The 18,147-nt window shown below is 75.5% G+C and carries 21 protein-coding genes; 12 read left to right on the top strand and 9 right to left on the bottom strand.

Going from position 1 to position 18,147, the window contains the following annotated elements; all coding sequences use genetic code 11:
* Positions 1 to 159 precede the first annotated feature (159 nt).
* From mscL to ACI79G_RS24315, 4 genes are all read left to right on the top strand, one after another.
* Positions 160 to 570 carry a large conductance mechanosensitive channel protein MscL gene (gene mscL, locus ACI79G_RS24330; protein WP_456883608.1) on the top strand — a complete coding sequence of 137 codons (411 nt, stop codon included), beginning with the start codon at positions 160 to 162 and terminating at the stop codon, positions 568 to 570.
* 214 nt (positions 571 to 784) lie between these two features.
* Positions 785 to 2,035 (top strand): vanadium-dependent haloperoxidase, encoded by a 1,251-nt coding sequence (locus ACI79G_RS24325; protein ID WP_456883607.1) that lies wholly within the window; start codon positions 785 to 787, stop codon positions 2,033 to 2,035.
* Positions 2,036 to 2,135: 100 nt separating this feature from the next.
* Positions 2,136 to 3,521 carry a carotenoid oxygenase family protein gene (locus ACI79G_RS24320; protein WP_456883606.1) on the top strand — a complete coding sequence of 462 codons (1,386 nt, stop codon included), beginning with the start codon at positions 2,136 to 2,138 and terminating at the stop codon, positions 3,519 to 3,521.
* A 106-nt stretch (positions 3,522 to 3,627) separates the two neighbouring features.
* Positions 3,628 to 3,822 carry a hypothetical protein gene (locus ACI79G_RS24315; protein WP_091214910.1) on the top strand — a complete coding sequence of 65 codons (195 nt, stop codon included), beginning with the start codon at positions 3,628 to 3,630 and terminating at the stop codon, positions 3,820 to 3,822.
* A 140-nt stretch (positions 3,823 to 3,962) separates the two neighbouring features.
* Here ACI79G_RS24315 and ACI79G_RS24310 read toward each other — a convergent pair whose 3' ends face one another.
* Complete coding sequence (locus ACI79G_RS24310; RefSeq protein WP_100499772.1) at positions 3,963 to 4,166, bottom strand: cold-shock protein; 204 nt, start codon at positions 4,164 to 4,166, stop codon at positions 3,963 to 3,965.
* 260 nt (positions 4,167 to 4,426) lie between these two features.
* Here ACI79G_RS24310 and ACI79G_RS24305 point away from each other — a divergent pair, with 260 nt between their 5' ends.
* Together ACI79G_RS24305 and ACI79G_RS24300 are read left to right on the top strand one after the other, a co-directional pair.
* Complete coding sequence (locus tag ACI79G_RS24305) at positions 4,427 to 4,678, top strand: hypothetical protein (protein ID WP_456883605.1); 252 nt, start codon at positions 4,427 to 4,429, stop codon at positions 4,676 to 4,678.
* A gap of 143 nt (positions 4,679 to 4,821) precedes the next feature.
* The gene (locus ACI79G_RS24300) at positions 4,822 to 5,805 is read left to right on the top strand and encodes an NAD-dependent epimerase/dehydratase family protein (RefSeq protein WP_456883604.1); all 984 of its coding nucleotides are present in this window, start codon (positions 4,822 to 4,824) and stop codon (positions 5,803 to 5,805) included.
* A 21-nt stretch (positions 5,806 to 5,826) separates the two neighbouring features.
* On the opposite strand, the gene ACI79G_RS24295 is transcribed toward ACI79G_RS24300, so the two are convergent.
* The 6 genes from ACI79G_RS24295 to ACI79G_RS24270 form a co-directional block, all read right to left on the bottom strand.
* The gene (locus ACI79G_RS24295) at positions 5,827 to 7,026 is read right to left on the bottom strand and encodes an MFS transporter (protein WP_456883603.1); all 1,200 of its coding nucleotides are present in this window, start codon (positions 7,024 to 7,026) and stop codon (positions 5,827 to 5,829) included.
* Positions 7,027 to 7,044: 18 nt separating this feature from the next.
* Entirely contained in the window at positions 7,045 to 7,602 is a 558-nt protein-coding gene (locus tag ACI79G_RS24290; RefSeq protein WP_456883602.1) for a TetR/AcrR family transcriptional regulator, read from the bottom strand.
* The gene (locus ACI79G_RS24285; protein ID WP_456883601.1) at positions 7,599 to 8,195 is read right to left on the bottom strand and encodes a sugar O-acetyltransferase; all 597 of its coding nucleotides are present in this window, start codon (positions 8,193 to 8,195) and stop codon (positions 7,599 to 7,601) included. Before ACI79G_RS24285 ends, ACI79G_RS24290 begins: the two co-directional genes overlap by 4 nt.
* 102 nt (positions 8,196 to 8,297) lie before the next feature.
* On the bottom strand, positions 8,298 to 8,471 hold the full coding sequence (locus ACI79G_RS24280) for a hypothetical protein (RefSeq protein WP_456883600.1): 174 nt from the start codon (positions 8,469 to 8,471) through the stop codon (positions 8,298 to 8,300).
* Positions 8,468 to 9,754 carry a glycerophosphodiester phosphodiesterase gene (locus ACI79G_RS24275; protein WP_456883599.1) on the bottom strand — a complete coding sequence of 429 codons (1,287 nt, stop codon included), beginning with the start codon at positions 9,752 to 9,754 and terminating at the stop codon, positions 8,468 to 8,470. Before ACI79G_RS24275 ends, ACI79G_RS24280 begins: the two co-directional genes overlap by 4 nt.
* Positions 9,755 to 9,857: 103 nt before the next feature.
* Positions 9,858 to 10,412, bottom strand: coding sequence for a DsbA family protein (locus ACI79G_RS24270; RefSeq protein WP_456883598.1), 555 nt, complete (start codon positions 10,410 to 10,412; stop codon positions 9,858 to 9,860).
* Between the two features lie 142 nt (positions 10,413 to 10,554).
* Here ACI79G_RS24270 and ACI79G_RS24265 point away from each other — a divergent pair, with 142 nt between their 5' ends.
* The 3 genes from ACI79G_RS24265 to ACI79G_RS24255 all read left to right on the top strand — a co-directional run bounded on the left by ACI79G_RS24265 (position 10,555) and on the right by ACI79G_RS24255 (position 13,089).
* Positions 10,555 to 11,301, top strand: coding sequence for an HpcH/HpaI aldolase family protein (locus tag ACI79G_RS24265; RefSeq protein ID WP_456883597.1), 747 nt, complete (start codon positions 10,555 to 10,557; stop codon positions 11,299 to 11,301).
* Positions 11,302 to 11,398: 97 nt separating this feature from the next.
* Complete coding sequence (gene serA, locus ACI79G_RS24260; RefSeq protein WP_456883596.1) at positions 11,399 to 12,607, top strand: phosphoglycerate dehydrogenase; 1,209 nt, start codon at positions 11,399 to 11,401, stop codon at positions 12,605 to 12,607.
* Between the two features lie 119 nt (positions 12,608 to 12,726).
* Positions 12,727 to 13,089, top strand: coding sequence for a carboxylesterase family protein (locus ACI79G_RS24255; protein ID WP_456883595.1), 363 nt, complete (start codon positions 12,727 to 12,729; stop codon positions 13,087 to 13,089).
* Between the two features lie 182 nt (positions 13,090 to 13,271).
* On the opposite strand, the gene ACI79G_RS24250 is transcribed toward ACI79G_RS24255, so the two are convergent.
* Positions 13,272 to 13,541 (bottom strand): DUF1876 domain-containing protein, encoded by a 270-nt coding sequence (locus ACI79G_RS24250; RefSeq protein ID WP_456883594.1) that lies wholly within the window; start codon positions 13,539 to 13,541, stop codon positions 13,272 to 13,274.
* 218 nt (positions 13,542 to 13,759) lie between these two features.
* Positions 13,760 to 14,800, bottom strand: coding sequence for a TerC family protein (locus ACI79G_RS24245; RefSeq protein ID WP_456883593.1), 1,041 nt, complete (start codon positions 14,798 to 14,800; stop codon positions 13,760 to 13,762).
* A 176-nt stretch (positions 14,801 to 14,976) separates the two neighbouring features.
* Here ACI79G_RS24245 and ACI79G_RS24240 point away from each other — a divergent pair, with 176 nt between their 5' ends.
* The 3 genes from ACI79G_RS24240 (at position 14,977) to ACI79G_RS24230 (ending at position 18,038) form a co-directional block, all read left to right on the top strand.
* Entirely contained in the window at positions 14,977 to 15,270 is a 294-nt protein-coding gene (locus ACI79G_RS24240; RefSeq protein ID WP_456883592.1) for a helix-turn-helix transcriptional regulator, read from the top strand.
* A gap of 939 nt (positions 15,271 to 16,209) precedes the next feature.
* Positions 16,210 to 17,763: a DUF4389 domain-containing protein gene (locus ACI79G_RS24235; RefSeq protein WP_456883591.1), complete on the top strand. Its 1,554-nt coding sequence runs from the start codon at positions 16,210 to 16,212 to the stop codon at positions 17,761 to 17,763.
* A gap of 44 nt (positions 17,764 to 17,807) precedes the next feature.
* The gene (locus ACI79G_RS24230; protein ID WP_456883590.1) at positions 17,808 to 18,038 is read left to right on the top strand and encodes a hypothetical protein; all 231 of its coding nucleotides are present in this window, start codon (positions 17,808 to 17,810) and stop codon (positions 18,036 to 18,038) included.
* Positions 18,039 to 18,147: the final 109 nt, after the last annotated feature.

Below are 18,147 nucleotides of genomic sequence, written 5' to 3'. Positions count from 1 at the left end.
GGGCCGGCCGGGAGCTCCCGGCCGGCCCCTGCCGCGTGCGGTGCCGGTCGTGGTCCGAACGGAACGGTCCGGCGGCGAGTAGCGCCGCACGCGGTGGGAAGTGACGGGTCCGGGCCTCCGGGCCCGTCAGCCCCGGCGCCCAGACCAGCAGGAGGACACGTGCGCACGCTGCTCACCAACTTCCGCAACTTCGCCTTCTCCGGCAGCCTCATCGACCTGGCCGTGGGCCTGGCGATCGGGGCGGCGTTCGCGACGGTCGTCGAGTCACTGGTGGGCGACGTCATCCTGCCGCTCGTCGCGGCGATCTTCGGCGAACCCAACTTCGACGCCCTCGTGCTGACGGTGAACGGCGCGGAGATCCGCTACGGGTCGTTCCTGACGGCGCTGGTCTCGTTCCTGCTGCTGGCCCTCACGATCATGTTCCTCGTCCAGGCAGTCCGGCGTGCCACCGGCCGGGAGACCGCCGGCGCACAGGGCAGCAGGGAGTGCGACCACTGCAAGAGCTTCATCCCGGTGGACGCGTCGGTGTGCATGTTCTGCACCCGGGACGTCGACCCGATCATCACCTGACCGGCCCTCGCCGGGGACGTCGCGGGCGGAGGCGTGGGGCCCTGTCCACGGCGCAGCCGCCGGAATAGCGTCCGGTTCGGCTCCCACGACCGCCGCCGGACCCGAGGAGGGGGACCCCGGGTGGCGGGGGACGGCGGCACGTCGGGCATCCCGTGGACACTGCCCGGCCCGGTCCCGGACGGCGGGAGGGAGCCGGGAGGTCAGGAGAGCCGCCATGACCAGGACCCGCACCGCGCAGCGCCAGGCGATCGTGGCCGCCGCGCTGCTCCTCCTCATCGGCACGCCGACCGCGGTGGCCGCGGACGGGCCGGCCTCCCCACGCGGTGATCCCGGGGTGGTGCTCAGCTGGAACGCCGCCGCCTGGCGCACCATCGGCGTCGAGGGCGAGCAGCCGCCGCCGGTGGCGCAGCTCTACCTCGGCCTGGTCTCCTCGGCCGTGTACGACGCGGTCGTCACCGCTGAGGAGGCCGCCGCCCCCGCCGCGTCCGACGTGGCCGCGGCGACCGCGGCGCACGACGTCCTCGTCCACTGGTTCCCGGCGTCCCGGGCCGCCCTGGACGCCGAGCACGCCGCGTGGCTCGGCACCGTCCCGGAGAGTGCGGAGCGGCAGCACGGTCTGCGGATCGGGCGGGACGCCGCCGCGGCCCTCGTCGCCGCCCGCGCCGACGACGGACGGAACGCGCCGATCACCCTCGACCGGCCCGCCGAGCCGCCCCCCGGGATGTGGGTGCCCACCGGCACGGGGGAGATGGTGAGCCCGTGGCTGGGCTTCACCGAGCCGCTCGTCGTCGACTCGCCGGAGGAGCACGCCACGGACGGGCCCGACCCGCTGGACAGCGCGGAGTACGCCGCGGACTTCGCCGAGGTGGCGGCCATGGGGTCCGCGACGAGCACCGTCCGGACGGCGGAGCAGACCGACCTGGCCCTCTTCTGGAGCGACAACCCGACCCGGCAGTACCAGGACGCACTGCGGGAGCGGGCCGCCCGCCACCGGATGGACATCGTCGACACCGCGCGGCTGTTCGCCGCCGTCAACTCCGCCGGCGCGGACGCCGCGATCACCTGCTGGCGGGTCAAGTACGACACGCCCTTCTGGCGTCCGGTCACCGCGATCCAGCAGGCCGACCGGGACGGCAACGACGCCACCACGGCCGACCCGGCGTGGACCTCCCTGCGGTCGGCTCCGCCCCACCCGGAGAACCCCAGCGGACACGGCTGCGTCAGCTCGGCCGTCGCGGGGACCCTCGAGGAGCTGTTCGGTCCCGGGCAGCTGGACGTGGAGATCCGCAGCGTCGTCACGAACACCACCCGGGTCTACGACGACGCGGGGGCCTGGCTGGACGACGTCGCCGACGCACGGGTCTGGCTCGGGGTGCACTTCCGCGACTCGGTGGACGACGGCCGCGAGATCGGCGCCGCGGTCGCCGACGCGGTCGCCGACGAGTTCCGGCCGGCGGACGGCTGAGGCCGGCGCCGCCGGCTTTCCTGCGCGGCGCCGGAGGGCCACACTCCCGGGTGCAGGGCGACGACACGGATCGAGGCCGACGACCGCCGGGGGGACCGCGATGCCCGACCACCCGATGCTGGACGCCGGCAGGTTCCTGGAGGGGCCGTTCGCGCCGGTCACCGAGGAGGTCACCGCGTTCGACCTGCCGGTGACCGGGACCCTCCCTCCCGAGCTGCACGGGCGGTACCTGCGCAACGGGCCCAACCCCCTCGGCCTCGACGACCCGGTGCAGCACTGGTTCGTGGGTCCCGGCATGGTGCACGGCGTCCGGCTCCGGGACGGTCGGGCGGAGTGGTACCGCAACCGCTGGGTGCGCTCGCGGCAGGTGGCGGAGGCGCTGGGGGAGCGGTGGGCCGGGGGGCCGGTGCACGCCGGCATGGACTTCGCCGCGAACACCCACGTCATCGCGCACGCCGGGCGCACGCTCGCCACCGTCGAGGCCGGCGCGCTGCCCTACGAGCTCACCGACGAGCTCGACACCGTCGGTCCGTGCGACTTCGCCGGCACGCTGCCGGGCGGGTACGCCGCGCACACCAAGCTCGACCAGCGGACCGGGGAACTGCACGCCGTCGCCTACTTCTGGGGATGGGACCACGTGCAGCACGTCGTCGTCGGCCCCGACGGGCGGGTCAGCAGCACCACCGACGTCCCGGTCGCGGACGGGCCGATGATGCACGACTTCGCCCTGACCGAGCGGCACGTCGTCCTGCTCGACCTCCCGGTGACCTTCAGCATGGCCGCCGCGGCCGCCGGCTCCTCGCTGCCCTACGGGTGGGACCCGGAGCACCAGGCCCGGGTCGGGCTGCTGCCCCGGGAGGGGACCGCCCGCGAGGTCCGCTGGTTCGAGGTGGACCCCTGCTGGGTCTTCCACACGCTCAACGCGTACGACGACGGCGACCGGGTCGTCGTCGACCTCTGCCGCTACGAGGGCTCCTACGACCTGTCCGCCCTGTCCGGGCAGGGCCCGCTGACGCTGGACCGCTGGACCGTCGACCCCACCAGGGGCAGGGTCGGCCGGGAGTGCCTCGACGACCGCCCGCAGGAGCTCCCGCGCACCGACGAGCGGGTGGTCTCCCGGCCGCACCGCTACGGCTACAGCGCGGTGACCGCAGAGGTCAGCCGGGCCACCGTGCAGATGGACGGCACCTTCGCGGACGACGCGTTCGCCGACGCGCTGCTCAAGCACGACCTGGCCACGGGCGGCGTCGAGGTGCACCCCTTCGGCCGCGGCGTCACCGTGGGCGAGGCCGTGTTCGCGCCCTCGGCGCCCGACGCGGCCGAGGACGAGGGCTACGTCCTCGCGTTCGTGCACGACCCCGACCGCGGAGCCACGGACCTGGTGGTCCTCGCGGCCCAGGACTTCACCGGCGCACCGGTCGCCCGCGTCCACCTGCCGGTGCGGGTCCCGCTCGGCTTCCACGGCAGCTGGGTCGCCGACCGGTGAGCCGCCGCCGTCCCCGGCGAGGGGGCGGCCAGGGCACGATCAGCGGTGTCGCCGACGAGCAGCGTCGGCGCGCGCAGCCGGGCGAGCCGGTACGGGAGGGGCGACGATGGCGCGGAGTGACTTCCACGTGGCCCTGGCCAACGCACTGGACGTCGCCATGCCGCCGGAGGTGCCGCAGGAGTACGACATCGAGGCCGTGGTGGACCAGTGCATCGCGCTGCTGGAGCGGGCGGGATGGCGCTTCACCCGGACGCGACCCACCTCTGCACCCCCCGGCCGGCGCCCGCCGCGACCGGTGTGACCCGAGCGCGCCGCGGCCGGCTCGCCGGACCGCCGTGGGCGTGCCGCAGATGAGGGAGGCCCCGCGGTTCCCGACCGCGGGGCCTCCCTGGTGAGCGGGGGTGGGGGCACGGCGGATTGTCGCCGTGCCCCTCCCGTCGCTCAGATCGCGCGGACGTTCTCCGCCTGCGGGCCCTTCTGGCCCTGGGTGACGTCGAACTCGACGCGCTGCGCCTCGTCCAGTGACCGGTAGCCGCTCCCGGTGATCGCCGAGTAGTGGCAGAAGACGTCGGCGCCGCCGCCGTCCTGCTCGATGAAGCCGAAGCCCTTCTCCGCGTTGAACCACTTCACAGTGCCCTGAGCCATGTCGTTCTCTTCTCCGTGCTGTCGTGTCAGGACCGACCGCTGTCGGTCCTGGGGCGCCGCACCGACCGGCAGGACCGAGAGGAACGTCAGGCAGAGACGACTGCGGACGTCCGAGAACGAAGCAGAGGCACAACGGCGACCGGGTTCGACTGTACGGGCTGCAGCACCGGTGCGGGGCCGTGCCGGGGAACGCGAGGCGGATCTCACCCGGGGGGCGACGGCCGGTGCCGCCGTGCCCGCCCGCGCAGGAGGCTGTCCCGATGGACATCACCACGGTCAACGACCGCCACCTCTACCAGGGCCGGGTCGTGGTGCAGGACCCGGCCGACCCGTCCCGCCAGATCGAGCTGCCGAGCAGGGTCGTCCGCTTCGGTCCGGCCGGCTGGCTGACGGTGATCGCCGCGCTGACCGGGGACGCCGAGATCGAGCTCTACCCGATCGGCCGCGTCCTGGCGGTCACCGACCTCCGCGAGGCCGGGGTCCCCGGCCACGACCGGGGTGCCGGTGGTTGAGCGTCGCACCTGGAGCGGACCGACCCGGCCGGGACGGCGGGCGGGTGGGCGCAGGGTCACCTCACCGGGCGCATCCGCCGGTGTCGACGGCCCCCGACGGTGGGCGGGACCCGGGCCGGGGTGTGCCCTGGGACGATCCGGCCATGGCGGATCCGCGGACGAGGACGAACGACGGAGCGGCGCGGGCGGCCGACTCCTCCGGCGTGCACGCCGTGGTGGGCGCCGGGGGAGCGACCGGCCGGCGGCTCGTCGCGCACCTGCGCGCGGCGGGGTACCGGGTGCGCGCGGTCACCCGCGACGGCCGCGACGTCGGCACGCCCGGCGTGGAGACCGCGGCGGCGGACGCCACCGACGGTGCGGCCCTGGCCGCGGCCTGCCGGGACGCGGCCGCCGTCTACCACTGCGTCATGCCGGTGCTCGCCCGGTGGACCAGCGAGTTCCCCGTGGTCACCGACGCCCTGGTCGACGCCGCTGCCCGCGTCGGCGCACGTCTGGTGTACGCCGACGACACCTGGATGTACGGGCGGGTCGACGGCCCGATGACCGAGGACACGCCGTGGCGGCCGGTCGCCGCCAAGGGCGTGCTGCGTGCCTGGATCGCCGAGCGGGTGCTCTCCGCCGGTGCGGCCGGACGTCTGCGGGTCGGCGTCGTCCGTGCGGGGGAGCTCTACGGGCCCGGCGTCCGGTCGGTCGTCGCCGGCAACGTGTTCCGCGCCGCGCTGCGCGGGTGGCCGGTGCAGTGGCTCGGCGACCCGGACCTGCCCCTGACGCCCACGTTCATCGACGACTTCGCCGCCACCCTGGCCGCCGTCGGGACGGGGGATGCCCCAGCAGCAGCGGTGTGGCACGTGCCGCACCCGGGGGTGACCACCGGCCGGGCGCTCGCCGCGGAGGCGTGCCGCCAGGCGGGCACCCGGCTGCGGCTGGTGCGGCACGGGAGCCGCCGGGTGCGCGCGCTCGGCTCCGTCGTCCCGCTGGCCCGGGAGGGAGCCGAGATGGTGTACCAGTTCGAGCAGCCGTTCGTGGTCGACGGCAGCCGGGCCGCCCGGGCCTTCGGCCTCCCGGCGACCCCGTACGAGGAGGGCGTGCGCCGGACCCTGGCGGCCAGCTCCGCTCCCGGCCGCTGAGGCCCGGCCGGCGCTCCGGGTTCAGCCGCCGGGGCGGTCCGCGGGCGGCCGGCCCGGGAGGGCCCGGCCGAGCACGAGCGTGCCCACCCCGGCCAGCACGACGCTGAGCAGGGCGACCCGCAGGCTGGTGACGTCCGCCAGGGCGCCGACCAGCGGCGGGGAGACGAGGAAGCCGATCCGCAGCAGCCAGTTGATGACCGCGAGCCCGACCCCGTGCGGCAGCCCGGGCAGCTCGTCGGCCGCCTGGTAGACGGCCGGGATGAGGGTGGCGACGCCGAGCCCGGCGAGGGCGAACCCGGCCAGCGTGGCGGGCACCGACGGCAGGGCCAGGGCCAGGCCCATCCCCGCGGCGGTGAGCGCCCCGCCGGCCCGGGCCACCCGGCGCCGGCCGAACCGGTCGACGACCCGGTCGCCGGTCAGCCGCCCGACGGTCATCGCCACCGAGAGGGCCACGAAGCCCAGCCCGGCGGTGGCCGCCCCGGCCGCCAGCTCGGTGCGCAGGTACAGCGCGCTCCACGACGCGCCGGCGTCCTCGACGAACGCGCCGCACGCGGCGAGCACGCCGAGCACCGCGAGCGCCGGGACGGCGGCTCGCCGCCGCGGGCGCTCCCGCGGTGCGGCGGTGGTGACCGCGTCGGGCTCGTCGCGGCCGGGCAGCACCGCCCGCGAGGCGACCAGCGCGACGGCACCGAAGACGACGGCCGAGGCGGCGAGGTGGCTCGCCAGCGGCACCCGCAGCCCCGCCGCGGCCGAGCCGAGCAACCCGCCGACGACCGCGCCGATGCTCCAGACGCCGTGGAAGGCGTTGATGATCGAGCGGCCGTAGAGCCGCTGCACGCGCAACCCGTGCGCGTTCTGCGCGACGTCGACGACCGCGTCCAGCGCGCCGAGCACCAGCAGTGCCGCGGCGAGGCCGAGCCAGTTGGGCGCCACCGACACCGTCCACACGACGACGCCGAGCAGCACCAGGCCGTAGGAGGCGACCCGGCCGGAGCCGAACCGGCGGATGAGGGCGGCCGAGGAGAGGCCGGCCAGCAGCGCACCCAGCGGCACGGCCGCGAGTGCGGTGCCCAGGGCGGTGCTGCTCAGCCCGAGCTGGGCCTTCACCTCCGGCAGCCGCGGCACGAGGCCGGCGTAGAAGACGGCGTTGAGGAAGAAGCAGGCGGCGACGGCGGCGCGGGCCCGGCGCAGGGCAGCGGTGTCGGTGCCGGTGACGGTCACGGGGGTCCTCGGGAGGGGTCAGCCGGCGAGCCGGTGGAGGGCGGAGCGGATCTGGTCGGCGGTCATCGGGTCGGTGGACAGGGCGCTGTGCAGCACCAGCCCCTCCACCAGCGCGTCGACCTCGCGCGCGGTCACCGGGTCGAGGTGGCGCTCCAGGCTGCGGCGGCTGCGGGACATCCAGTCCTGGGTGACCGCGCGCAGCGCCGGGTCGCGGGCCGCGGCGACGTAGAGCTCGACGGCGAGCACCAGGTCGCGCTGCGAGCCGAGCAGGTCGCCGGTGAGGTGCTCCACCAGCGCCTCGAGCGCCGCCGTCCGGTCCGGCGCGGCGCGCATGCGCTCGTCGAAGCGCTCGGCGACGGCGTCGACGTGCCGGGTGAACGCGGCGGCGAGCAGCTCGGCCAGCGAGGCGAAGTGGTAGGTCAGCGACCCCAGGGGGACGTCGGCGGCGCGGGCGATCGCCCGGTGGGTGGCGGCGGTGACGCCCTGCTCGGCGATGACGTCGAGCGTGGTGTCGACCAGCCGGTCGCGCCGTCCCGGGTCGTGCCGCCGGGCCCGCCGCGCCGGGGCGGAGGTCACCGGCCGGACCCGTCCAGGGTGCGGACGACGCGAGCGGGGTTGCCGACGGCGACCACGTTCGGCGGCAGGTCGCGGGTGACCACCGCTCCCGCGCCGACGACGGTGTTCTCGCCGATCGTCACGCCGGGCAGCACGATCGCCCCGCCGCCGAGCCAGACGTTGTCGCCGATGGTGATCGGCTCGGCCGCCTCCCACGTGGCCCGCCGCGGCTCCGGCTCGACCGGGTGGGTCGGGGTGAGCAGCTGGACGTTGGGCCCGATCTGGACGTCGTCCCCGATCGTGATGGGTGCGACGTCGAGGGCGACCAGCCCGACGTTGGCGAAGCAGCGGGCACCGATGCGGATGGAGCTGCCGTAGTCGACGGAGAACGGGGGCCGGATCTCGGTGCCCTCACCGACGGCGCCGAGCAGCTCCTCCAGCAGCCGGCGGCGCAGCGGGCCCTGGCGGACCGTCGTCGCGTTGTAGGCGTCGGCCGGGTCCAGCGCCCGGGTGCTGGCCGCGCCGAGCTCGGGGTCGTCGGCGATGTAGAGATCGCCGGCGAGCATCCGCTCGCGCATGGTCCTGGTGTCGCTGGGCTCGGGCCGGAGGCTCATAAGAACAACCGTACACAACGGCTGTCGGCAGGGCCGCGGCACGCTCCGGGAGCGCGTCAGCGACGGTACGACCCCGGTGCTGCAGCGCCTGCACCCGCTGCCTCAGGAGGTGCGGTCGGCCTCGGCGGCGGCGACGGCGTCCTCGCGGCAGGGGAACGGCCCGCCGGTGCGGCCGTCGGCACGGCAGGTCCACCGGTAGCCGTCGGCGGTCTGCTCGATGAGGTAGCCCTCCGGGTCGGACGGACCATGGCCCGGGCGCTCCCACGGGTCGGTCATGCGAACTCCACGTTCCTGAAGCGCACCCCGGCGAACGCGCCGCCGAGGTGGACGACGGGCACGGGGCGGTGGGTGGCGTCCGCGACGGTGACGCCCTCGTCGCCGCCGGCGACCGTGAGACGCAGGTCCGAGCCGGTGACGGTGATCCGGAGCGGTACGTAGGCGCCCATCCTCGGCGCCGGCCCAGCCGTCGAGGACGCCAGCGGGGTGGGGAGTCCCTCGACGACCCGGTGGACGTCCAGGGTGCCGTCCCCCCGCAGGAGGAAGAGGTAGCCGTCGGCGCCGGGCGACGCATCGGACGACGGCCGGTACGGGTGGTCGTCGGTGCTCAGGAAGACGAACGCGCAGCTCGTGCGGCCGTCTGCGCAGGTCTCGTCCATGCGGAGGTCGAGGCGCAGTGTGAACGCGGCCGGGTCCGGCGGTGCCAGGAAGCCCATGAGCGTGCAGGTGGCGGTGCCGGAGACGTCGAAGCCCCAGGAACCGTCGTCCGCGTGGAACCGGCCGCGGCCGCTGTCCGGGAGCATCCCCGGCAGCCAGACCTGACGGGCGAACAGGTCCGAGGCACGCCGCCCCGCGTCCCCTGAGATGTAGACCGGGTCGTCGGAGAAGATCGCGTCCACGCCGTCGGCGACGAGGACGTCCCGCTGGTGCCGGCGGTTGACCGTGTGACAGGCCACCTCGATCCCCACGGCGTGCGCTCGGGCACACACCGCCGAGGTGACCGAGCCCGCCTCCGGGCCGATCCAGCCGATGTCCTCGGCGGCGGCCCGGACGACGTCGGTGCTCCCGAGCCAGATGACGTCCCACCCCCGCGAGCGCGCCAGCCGGCACTCGGCGAGGGCGTAGGACTGGAGCAGCACGGACGCCGGGCTGACGCCACGCCGGACGAGCGCGTCGATCACCGGCTCCATCGCGTCGCTGCTCTTGGCCTCGACGCAGAGGAGGACGCGGTTGCCGAACTCCACGAGCACCTCCTCGAACAGCGGGGGGCGCAGGCCGTCGGGCCAGCCTCCGCCGAGGGTGGCCGAGGCGTCGATGTCGAGCTGCTTCCAGGACACCGACGTGTGGTCGGCGACGTTGCCGCTGGAGGTGGTCATGCGGTCCACCGTGCCGTCGTGCATGACGCCCAGGCCGCCGTCGGCGAGTCTCGACACGTCCTGCTCGATGACCGGCAGGCCCTGGCCCACCGCGACCCGGTAGCCCTCCATGGTGTGTTCGGGGACCTGCATGGCCCCGCCACGGTGGGCGATGACGAACGGCCGGCTCAGGTCGGCGAAGTCCATGGGGTGATCCTGGGGCCCCGGCCGCGCGGCCGGGCGCGAGCGGCCGCCGGGCCCCGGCCCCGTCCTCGTCCCGGCCGGAGGGCGCCTGTCCGGACCGGGCGGGTCAGCCGTGCAGCACGTCCCCCAGCGCCCGGGCGTCGTACAACGCGGAGGAGTCGACCGGTCGCCCGTCGAGGAGGGCCGCGGGCGTGCCCTGGGGATCCTGCTCCTGGAACACCCGGTCCACCGCGACCACCCAGGCCTCGTACCGTCCGTCCCTGACCCCGGTCACGTATGCCGGGTCGTCCAGGCCCACGCGGCGGCCGAGGACCAGCAGGTCCTCGGCGGTGAAGCCGCCGCTGTGCTCGGGTGGTTGGCTCGCGAACACCTCGCGGCGCAGCTGGTCGAACCGACCCGCCTCCGCGGCGAGGGCCAGCGCGTTGGCGGCGCGCACCGACTCCGGGCCCAGGAAGCACCGCATCCGGTACTCGACCGCGACCGCACCGGCAGCGACCTCGCGGCGCACCAGGTCCCCCGACGCCTCCTCGAACTGCCGGCAGTAGGGGCACTGCGGGTCCTCGAAGACGACGAGCCGGCGACGGGCGCCGTCGCTGCCCACCACCACCCCGCCTCCCGGGGTGTGGCCGGAGGGCACGGGCGGGGTCGCGGCGGGGTCCATGCCGTCGTCGGTACCCACGATCCGGGTCCGGCAGCCCGTTCGCGCGCGACCGGGCCCCGGAGCACGATCGTGCCGGCGAGGCTCCCGGGCGTCGGCCGACGACGCCGCCGGAGTCGGGGACCGGGGAGAGGTGGGTGCCGGGATGGCGATCAGCGAGGTCGACCTGCGGCAGCGGTGGTCGGACGGGCAGGCCTGCCACGGCCTGTGGAGCACGTTGCCCGGCGCGGTGACCGGCGAGGTGCTGGCGCGCACCGGAGCCGACTTCGTCGTCGTCGACCTGCAGCACGGCGCCGGAGCCGAGGCGGAGCTGCCGGGCGTCGCGGCGGCGGTCACCGCGGCGGGCTCGGTGCCGCTCGTCCGGACCCGCAGCCCGGCCTTCGCCGACCTCGGACGTCCGCTGGACCTGGGTGCCCGCGGCGTGATCGTGCCCAACGTCCGCGACGCCGACCACGCCCGCGAGGTGGTCGCCGCCTGCCGGTACGCCCCGGCCGGAGGGCGGTCGATCGGACGGCTCTCCGGCGGGGCCGACCAGCCCCTGGTGGTCGTGATGGTCGAGACCGCGACCGCGCTCGACGACCTCGACGCCGTCCTCGCCGTCGAGGGGCTGGACGGCGTGTACGTCGGACCGGGCGACCTCTCCCTGTCGCTGGGGCTGACCGGCGACGAGCACCGGGAGGAGCTGCGCGGCGTGCTGTCCTCCATCGTCGCCCGGGCCGGCGCCGCGGGCGTGCCCGTCGGCGTGCACGCCTACAGCGGTGCGGAGGCCGCCGGGTACGCCGCCGAGGGCGCGACGATCGTCACCGTCGCCGTCGACGCGGTGTCGCTGCGCGAGGCCGTGACCTCCCACCTCGGCGTCGCGCGCGGCGGCCAGGAGCCGCGCCCGCGGTGACCGCCGGCCACCCGGTCGTTCCCGCCCACCTCCCGCGACGGGATACTCGTCGCGACGTGGACCGCCGGCGGTCGTGCGATCGAGGAGGTCCCTGAGCGTGCCGAGAGCCCTGCTGCTGGAGAACATCGACCCGGTGGCGGCCGACCTGCTCGGCTCGGCCGGCTACGAGGTCGAGTCGCTGCGGGGAGCGCTGGACGAGGCCGACCTGGCCGCCGCGCTCGACGGCGTCGACGTGCTGGGCATCCGGTCGAAGACCCAGGTGACCGCGGAGGTCCTCCGCCGCCGTCCCGGGCTGGCGGCGGTGGGGGCCTTCTGCATCGGCACCAACCAGATCGACCTCGCCGCGGCCGGGGCCGCGGGGGTGGCGGTGTTCAACGCGCCGTACTCCAACACGCGCAGCGTGGTGGAGATGGCGATCGCGGAGATCATCTGCCTGGCCCGGCGGCTGGTCGACCGGGATCGTGCGCTGCACGCCGGGACGTGGGACAAGTCCGCGGCCGGCAGCCACGAGATCCGCGGGCGCACGCTGGGCATCGTCGGGTACGGCAACATCGGCAGCCAGCTGTCGGTGCTGGCCGAGGCGCTCGGCATGCGGGTGCTGTTCTACGACCTGGAGGACAAGCTCGCGCTCGGCAACGCGGAGGCCTGCGGCAGCCTCGAGGAGCTGCTCGAGCGCGCGGAGACGGTGACCCTGCACGTCGACGGGCGGGCCGGGAACGCGGGGCTGTTCGGTGCCGAGCAGTTCGCCCGGATGCGCCGGCGCAGCCTGTTCCTCAACCTCTCCCGCGGGTTCGTCGTCGACCACGAGGCGCTGCGCGAGCACATCCTCAGCGGGCACATCGCCGGGGCCGCGGTCGACGTGTTCCCGGAGGAGCCCCGCGAGCAGGGCGACGAGTTCACCTCCGTGCTGCGCGGGCTGCCCAACGTCATCCTGACGCCGCACGTCGGCGGGTCGACCCAGGAGGCCCAGCACGACATCGGGCGGTTCGTCGCCGGCAAGCTGGTCGACTACACCGCATCGGGGACGACGACGCTGAGCGTCAACTTGCCCGCGGTGGCCCTGCACGGCTCCTCGGCCGCCCGGTTCGCGCTGCTGCACCGCAACGTGCCCGGCGTCCTCGCGCACGTGAACGCCCTGGTCGGCGAGCACGGGATCAACGTGGACGGCCAGGTGCTGGCCACCCGCGGCGAGCTGGGCTACGCGGTCACCGACATCAGCGCGGCGCTGCCCGCGGACCTGCTGGCCGCGCTGGACGCGCTCCCGGAGACGCTCCGTCTGACGACCTTCGGGAGCCGGACCGGCTGATCCTCCGCCGGCGCGGGACATCCGACCTCGGGACCGAGGAGCAGCTGCTCTGCTGCAGCGCAGCCGCAGGAGCGAGTCCGACCTGCGGAGCGACGCCGGCCGAGGGCGAGGCGTCGGGTGTGGACACGATCGTGCGGACCACTTCCGGACGAGTGCGCGGCTCCTCCAGGGACGGCGTGTCCGCCTTCCTCGGCATCGCCCACGCCGCACCGCCCGTCGGTGGGAACCGGATGCGGCCACCGCGGCCGGTCGAGCCGTGGACCGGTGCCCGGAACGCCACCGCCATCGATCCCGAACCACCCAGCCGCAGTTCCCCGCGACGATCCCACCGGCGTGCTCTTCGACCCCGCCGTGCCGGGTGGGGACTGTCTGAACCCCGACGTCCGGACACCGGACCGGGGAGCGTCCGGGCTGCCCGTCATGGTCCGGAGCCCGGCGCTCGGGGTGCCGGCCCTGGCACCTCGGCAGGTCGGCGCAGCTGATCCCGGCCGCCTCCACCGGGACGCGGACCTGGTCCGGGCCGGGTGCCGGAACGTGCCAGGAGCAGGTCCCGAGGACCTCGGGGCCGCCGTGCCGAGGTGCGACGACGGCCTCCCCGGTGATCGGTCCGGGGAACGGCACGCGTCCGGCAGCGCCGTCGGACACACGCCGCTCTGGCCGGCCGTCACATCCGCAGGTGGGCCGGCTCGCCGGTCGACGCCTCGACGTCCTCCGCGGCGGTCTGGAGCAGCCGGTGGCCCAGGTCCGACAGGGCCCGTGCGACGGCGATCTCGTCGCCGATCTCCGGCACGTCCCGGTCGGCCGGGTCGAGGCGGGCGAGCCCGACGCCGACCATCCGCTCGGTGTCCCGGATGTGCAGCCGGGCCACCGCGCGGGTGTGGCCGTCGTGCTCGTCGATGTCGATGGTGACCGTCCACTGCGCGACCTGGTCCACGTCGTCCTCCCTCGTCGGGTGTCCGCGCACCGACCATCCACGACCGCGCCGGGCCGCGACACGGCCGAACGGCCACGCGACCGAGGCCCTCGTGCCCTCAGCGCACTCGGCTCTGCGGCGGACGTGGTCAGCGGCGGTCCGATCGCCGGCTGCGGCCCGGACGTCGATGCCCCGGTGGTTGCGAGGTGCTGGAGGTCGCCGTCCTGGACGGACACCCGTCAGCGCGTCGGCGCGGCCGGCTCCCGAGCCGGGCGACGGCGGCGCCAGACGGGCTCGAGCTGCGCGACCTCGTCCTCGGAGGCGGTCCGGAACGGCGCAGCGGCCGGCGCCTGCAGCGCCCGGCGGCCCTGGCCGCGGGTGGCCCGCAGGCTCAGCCAGATCGAGACGCCGAGGATCGTGGTGATGACGGCCAGGCTGATCGTCGTCGGGATGTAGTAGACGTCGATCTTGAGCAGCATCTTGACGCCGACCCACATCAGCACCAGCGCCAGCCCGGTCTTGAGGTGGACGAAGCGGTGGACCAGGTCGGCGAGCAGGAAGTACATCGCCCGCAGGCCCAGGATGGCGAAGGCGTTGGCCGTGAAGACGAGGAACGGCTCGTCGGTGACGGCGAAGATCGCCGGGATCGAGTCGACGGCGAAGACGACGTCGGTGACCTCGACGAGCACCAGCACGGCGAGCAGGGGAGTGGCCAGCAGGGCGCCGTCCCGCCGGATCAGGAAGCGCTGACCGTGGTAGGCGTCGGTCATCGGCACGAACCGACGGAACAGCCGCAGCGTCCGCGACCGCGAGGGGTCGATGTGCTCGTCGCGCTGCCGCAGCATCCGCCAGCCGGTGACCAGCAGGAACGCCGCGAACAGGTAGAGCACCCACCCGAAGCTCTCGATGAGCGCTGCGCCGCCGGCGATGAACAGGCCGCGCAGCACGAGCGCGCCGAGCACGCCGAGGAAGAGCACGCGGTGCTGGTACTCCCGCGGCACGGCGAAGAACGTGAAGATGATCGCCCACACGAAGACGTTGTCGACGGCGAGCGACTTCTCGATCAGGTAGCCGGCGTAGTACTGCTGGCCGAGCTCGGCGCCGTACGCCCACCACACCCACGCGCCGAAGCCGACGCCGATGACCACCCACACCGCGGACCAGGCGGCGGCCTCGCGAACGCCGATGACGTGCGCCCGGCGGTGGGCGAACAGGTCGACGGCCAGCATGCCGATGATGAGGCCGAGCACGGTCAGCCAGAGCCAGAAGGGGACGTCCACGGACGACCTCCAGTCGGTGAGCACCAACCAGAGGTCTCTCCCCGCGCCACGTCGGGCGCCCGCTCCGCCGGACCCCACCCGTCGGGGCCGTAGTGACGACGACAGCGCTGCGGGATACTCCCCTCCCGAAGACCAGTGAAGCAGACTTCACCTGTTGGCGCCACCGGGGAGGCAACGTGGTCGACGCGCGCCGTCCGTCCTGGACCTTCCTCACGAACCACGCGCACGTGCTGCTGGCCGTGGCCGCGGATCCCGACGTCCGGGTGGAGGACATCGCCGAGCGGGTCGGGATCACGCCGCGGGCGACCCTGTCGATCCTGCGCGACCTGGAGGCCGCCGGTTACCTGGTCCGCAGTCGCCGGGGCCGGCGCACCCACTACGAGCTGCAGCCGCACCGGCCGTTCCGGCACCCCAGCACGGCCCACCGGGAGGTCGACGAGCTGATCGCCGTGTTCGGGCCCCGGCGCTGAGACCCGGATGGCTCCGCGGGTGCAGCGGCTGGGGGGTCACCCCGCCGCGGGACCTCCGGCCCCGTGGGGCACCCGAGGAGCCTCGACCAGCGGTGCGGCCGGGCACGGGGCAGTGGGTCCCGGACTGGAGGGACGGAGGCCAGTCGATCGCCTCGCGTGCGGGTCAGCCCGCGGTCGTCGCCAGAGTCCAGCGCACCTGCGAGGACGCGGAAGGCGCACCCGATCACGAGCAGGATCGGAACGGTGGTGCGTCGTCGGCCGGGTCGGGGGTCGGTGGGTGCTGCTCGGGGTCCGGTTCGGGTGGTGGGGTGAGGACGCGGGGCCGGTGAGCTGCAGGCCCGGTGGCCGGCTGGTGCGGGTGACCCCGCTGGGCGCGGTGACGGTGAGGATCCCGTCCGGGGTCATCACGTAGCTCCAGCCGGGGGCGTGGGTCTTCAGGCGGTGGTGCCTGCGGCACAGCAGCACACGTTGGCGCAGTCGGTGGCGCCGCCTGCGGCGTGGGGGACGACGTGGTCGGCGTCGGCCCAGCCGGCCCGGTGGTCGCAGCCGGGGTGCCGGCAGGTGCGGTCCCGGGTGCGCGGGAACCGGCGCTGCCCGGCGGTCGGCGCGTAGGCCTGGGCCGGGTCCGGCCGGGTGATCGCCGGACAGCCGCAGTCGCCGATGCTCGGCCCGGTCCTGGCGAGTTGATCATGGGGTTGCAGCTGCGTCCGACGGTCGCCATGGGAAGCCGGATGCCACGGTGCGCCCGTCCTCCCGCGCTGCGCGGGAGGCGTCACGGTGACCGGCCCTCCGGCGGACGTCTCCGCGAGGGACTTCCGTCCCGCTGTCCTGCGGACCGATGGCGGTGTCCGGCACCGAGGGAGCCGCCGCAGGCTCGGGACACCCCATCGCCGGCCGGCGCGACCGCGCGGCCGAGTGGGCGGAGCGGAGGTGTCTGTCGTGACCGAGACCCACCCGCCCTACCCGGTGCGGGTCGACGCGTCGCTGGACGCGCCGCTCTCGCGCTGGCTGTGGCTGGTCAAGTGGATCCTGCTCATCCCGCACTTCGTCGTGCTGGCGTTCCTCTGGATCGCCTTCACCGTGCTCACGGTGGTCGCCTGGTTCGCGATCCTGGTCAGCGGGCGCTACCCGCGGGCGCTCTTCGACTTCGACGTCGGGGTGCTCCGCTGGAGCTGGCGGGTGCACTACTACGGGTACGCCGCCCTGGGAACCGACCGGTACCCGCCGTTCACCCTGGCCGACGTGCCGGACTACCCGGCCCGGCTCGACGTCCCGTACCCGGAGCGGCTCTCCCGGGGCCTGGTGCTGGTCAAGTCGTGGCTGCTGGCGATCCCGCACTGGCTGGTGGTGGCCCTGTTCGCCGGCGGCGGCCTCTGGATCAGCACCTCACCCGCGGAGGACGTGCGGTGGGACGAGAACTGGGGGGCCGGCGGCCTGGTCGGCCTGCTGGTGCTGGTCGCCGCGATCGTGCTGCTGTTCACCGGCCGGTACCCGGCCCCGCTCTACGACTTCGTGCTCGGCATGGACCGCTGGGTGCTGCGGGTCGCGGCCTACGTCGCGCTGATGACCGACCGGTACCCGCCGTTCCGGCTGGACCTGGGCGGCGCCGATCCCGGCTCGCGTCCGGTGGGCCCGACCGGTCCGGTGCCGCAGCCCTCGGCCGGCACCCCGCCGATGGCGGTCCGCGGGCACCCGGGGCGGCAACCGTGGAGCGGGTGGAGTGCGGGCCCGGTGCTCGCCGTCGTGGCCGGCGCGGTGCTGCTCCTGGCCGCCACGGGCCCGCTGATCGGCGGGGCCGGGCTGGCATGGGCCGACACGCAGCGCGAGGACGGCTACGTGTGGTCCGCGACCGACGACCTCGCGACCGCCGGGTACGCCGTGACCACCGAGGACATCACCCTGGACACCGCGGGGGAGGAGTGGGTGGTCGACGAGTTCGTCGGCGACGTCCGCGTCGAGGTCACCGCGGCCGACCCCGCGACCGCGGTCTTCGTGGGCGTGGCCCGCACCGCCGACGTCGACCGGTACCTGGCCGGGGTCGAGCACGGGCGGGTCGGCGAGCTCGGCCCCGGCACCGCCACCGAGATCCGTGGCGGGGCACCGGCGTCCCTCCCCGGGAACGAGGTCTCCTGGGTCGCCCGGACGCAGGGGCCGGGCACCCAGACCCTGCAGTGGACGCCGTCGGACGGCGACTGGACGGTCGTGGTGATGCGGGCCGACGGCTCGGCCGGCGTGGACGTCGACGCGCGTGTCGGGGTCACCGTGCCGGCGCTCCCGTGGCTGTGGGCCGGTCTGCTCGTCCTCGGCGGGCTGCTGGCCGTCGTCGGGGCCCTGCTCGTGGCGCTGGGCGTGCACCGGGCGCGCTCGGTCCCGGCCGGGCCGGTGTACCCGCAGTACGCCCCACCGCCCGGACCGGTCGCGCCGCCGCCGTCGCCGCGCCCGGCCCCCGCGGACGCACCGCAGGTCCGCACGACCCCGGGCAGCGAGCGGTGACCCGCCGCGTCGGGAGGCGGACCCGGCAGCAGGCTGTGCGGGCGGTGGCTCTCCGGTCCGCCGCGACGGGGGCGCTGGCCACGGGGGCGCTGGCCGTCGGCGGGCTGGCCGTCGGGTCCGCCGCCGTGGGCGCCCTCGCGGTGGGCGCGCTGAGGATGGGCCGCCTGGCGCTCGGGCGGGGGGAGGTCGAGGAACTGCGCATCGCGCGGCTGCACGTCGGCGAGCTGGTCCTCGACCAGCCGCTGCGGGGGACCGGAGCCGGCGCGATGGGCTGACGGGCGGGACGCCGGCGTGCCGGGTCGCCCCCGGGGGCGGGCGGCCCCGCGCGGCCGCGAGGTATGGCGCGGCGCCGCCCGCGCCGCGGTCATAACCGGGCCCCGAACC

This window comes from Geodermatophilus sp. SYSU D00779, assembly GCF_054050595.1.
This window is presented reverse-complemented; position numbering and strand designations above follow the sequence as displayed.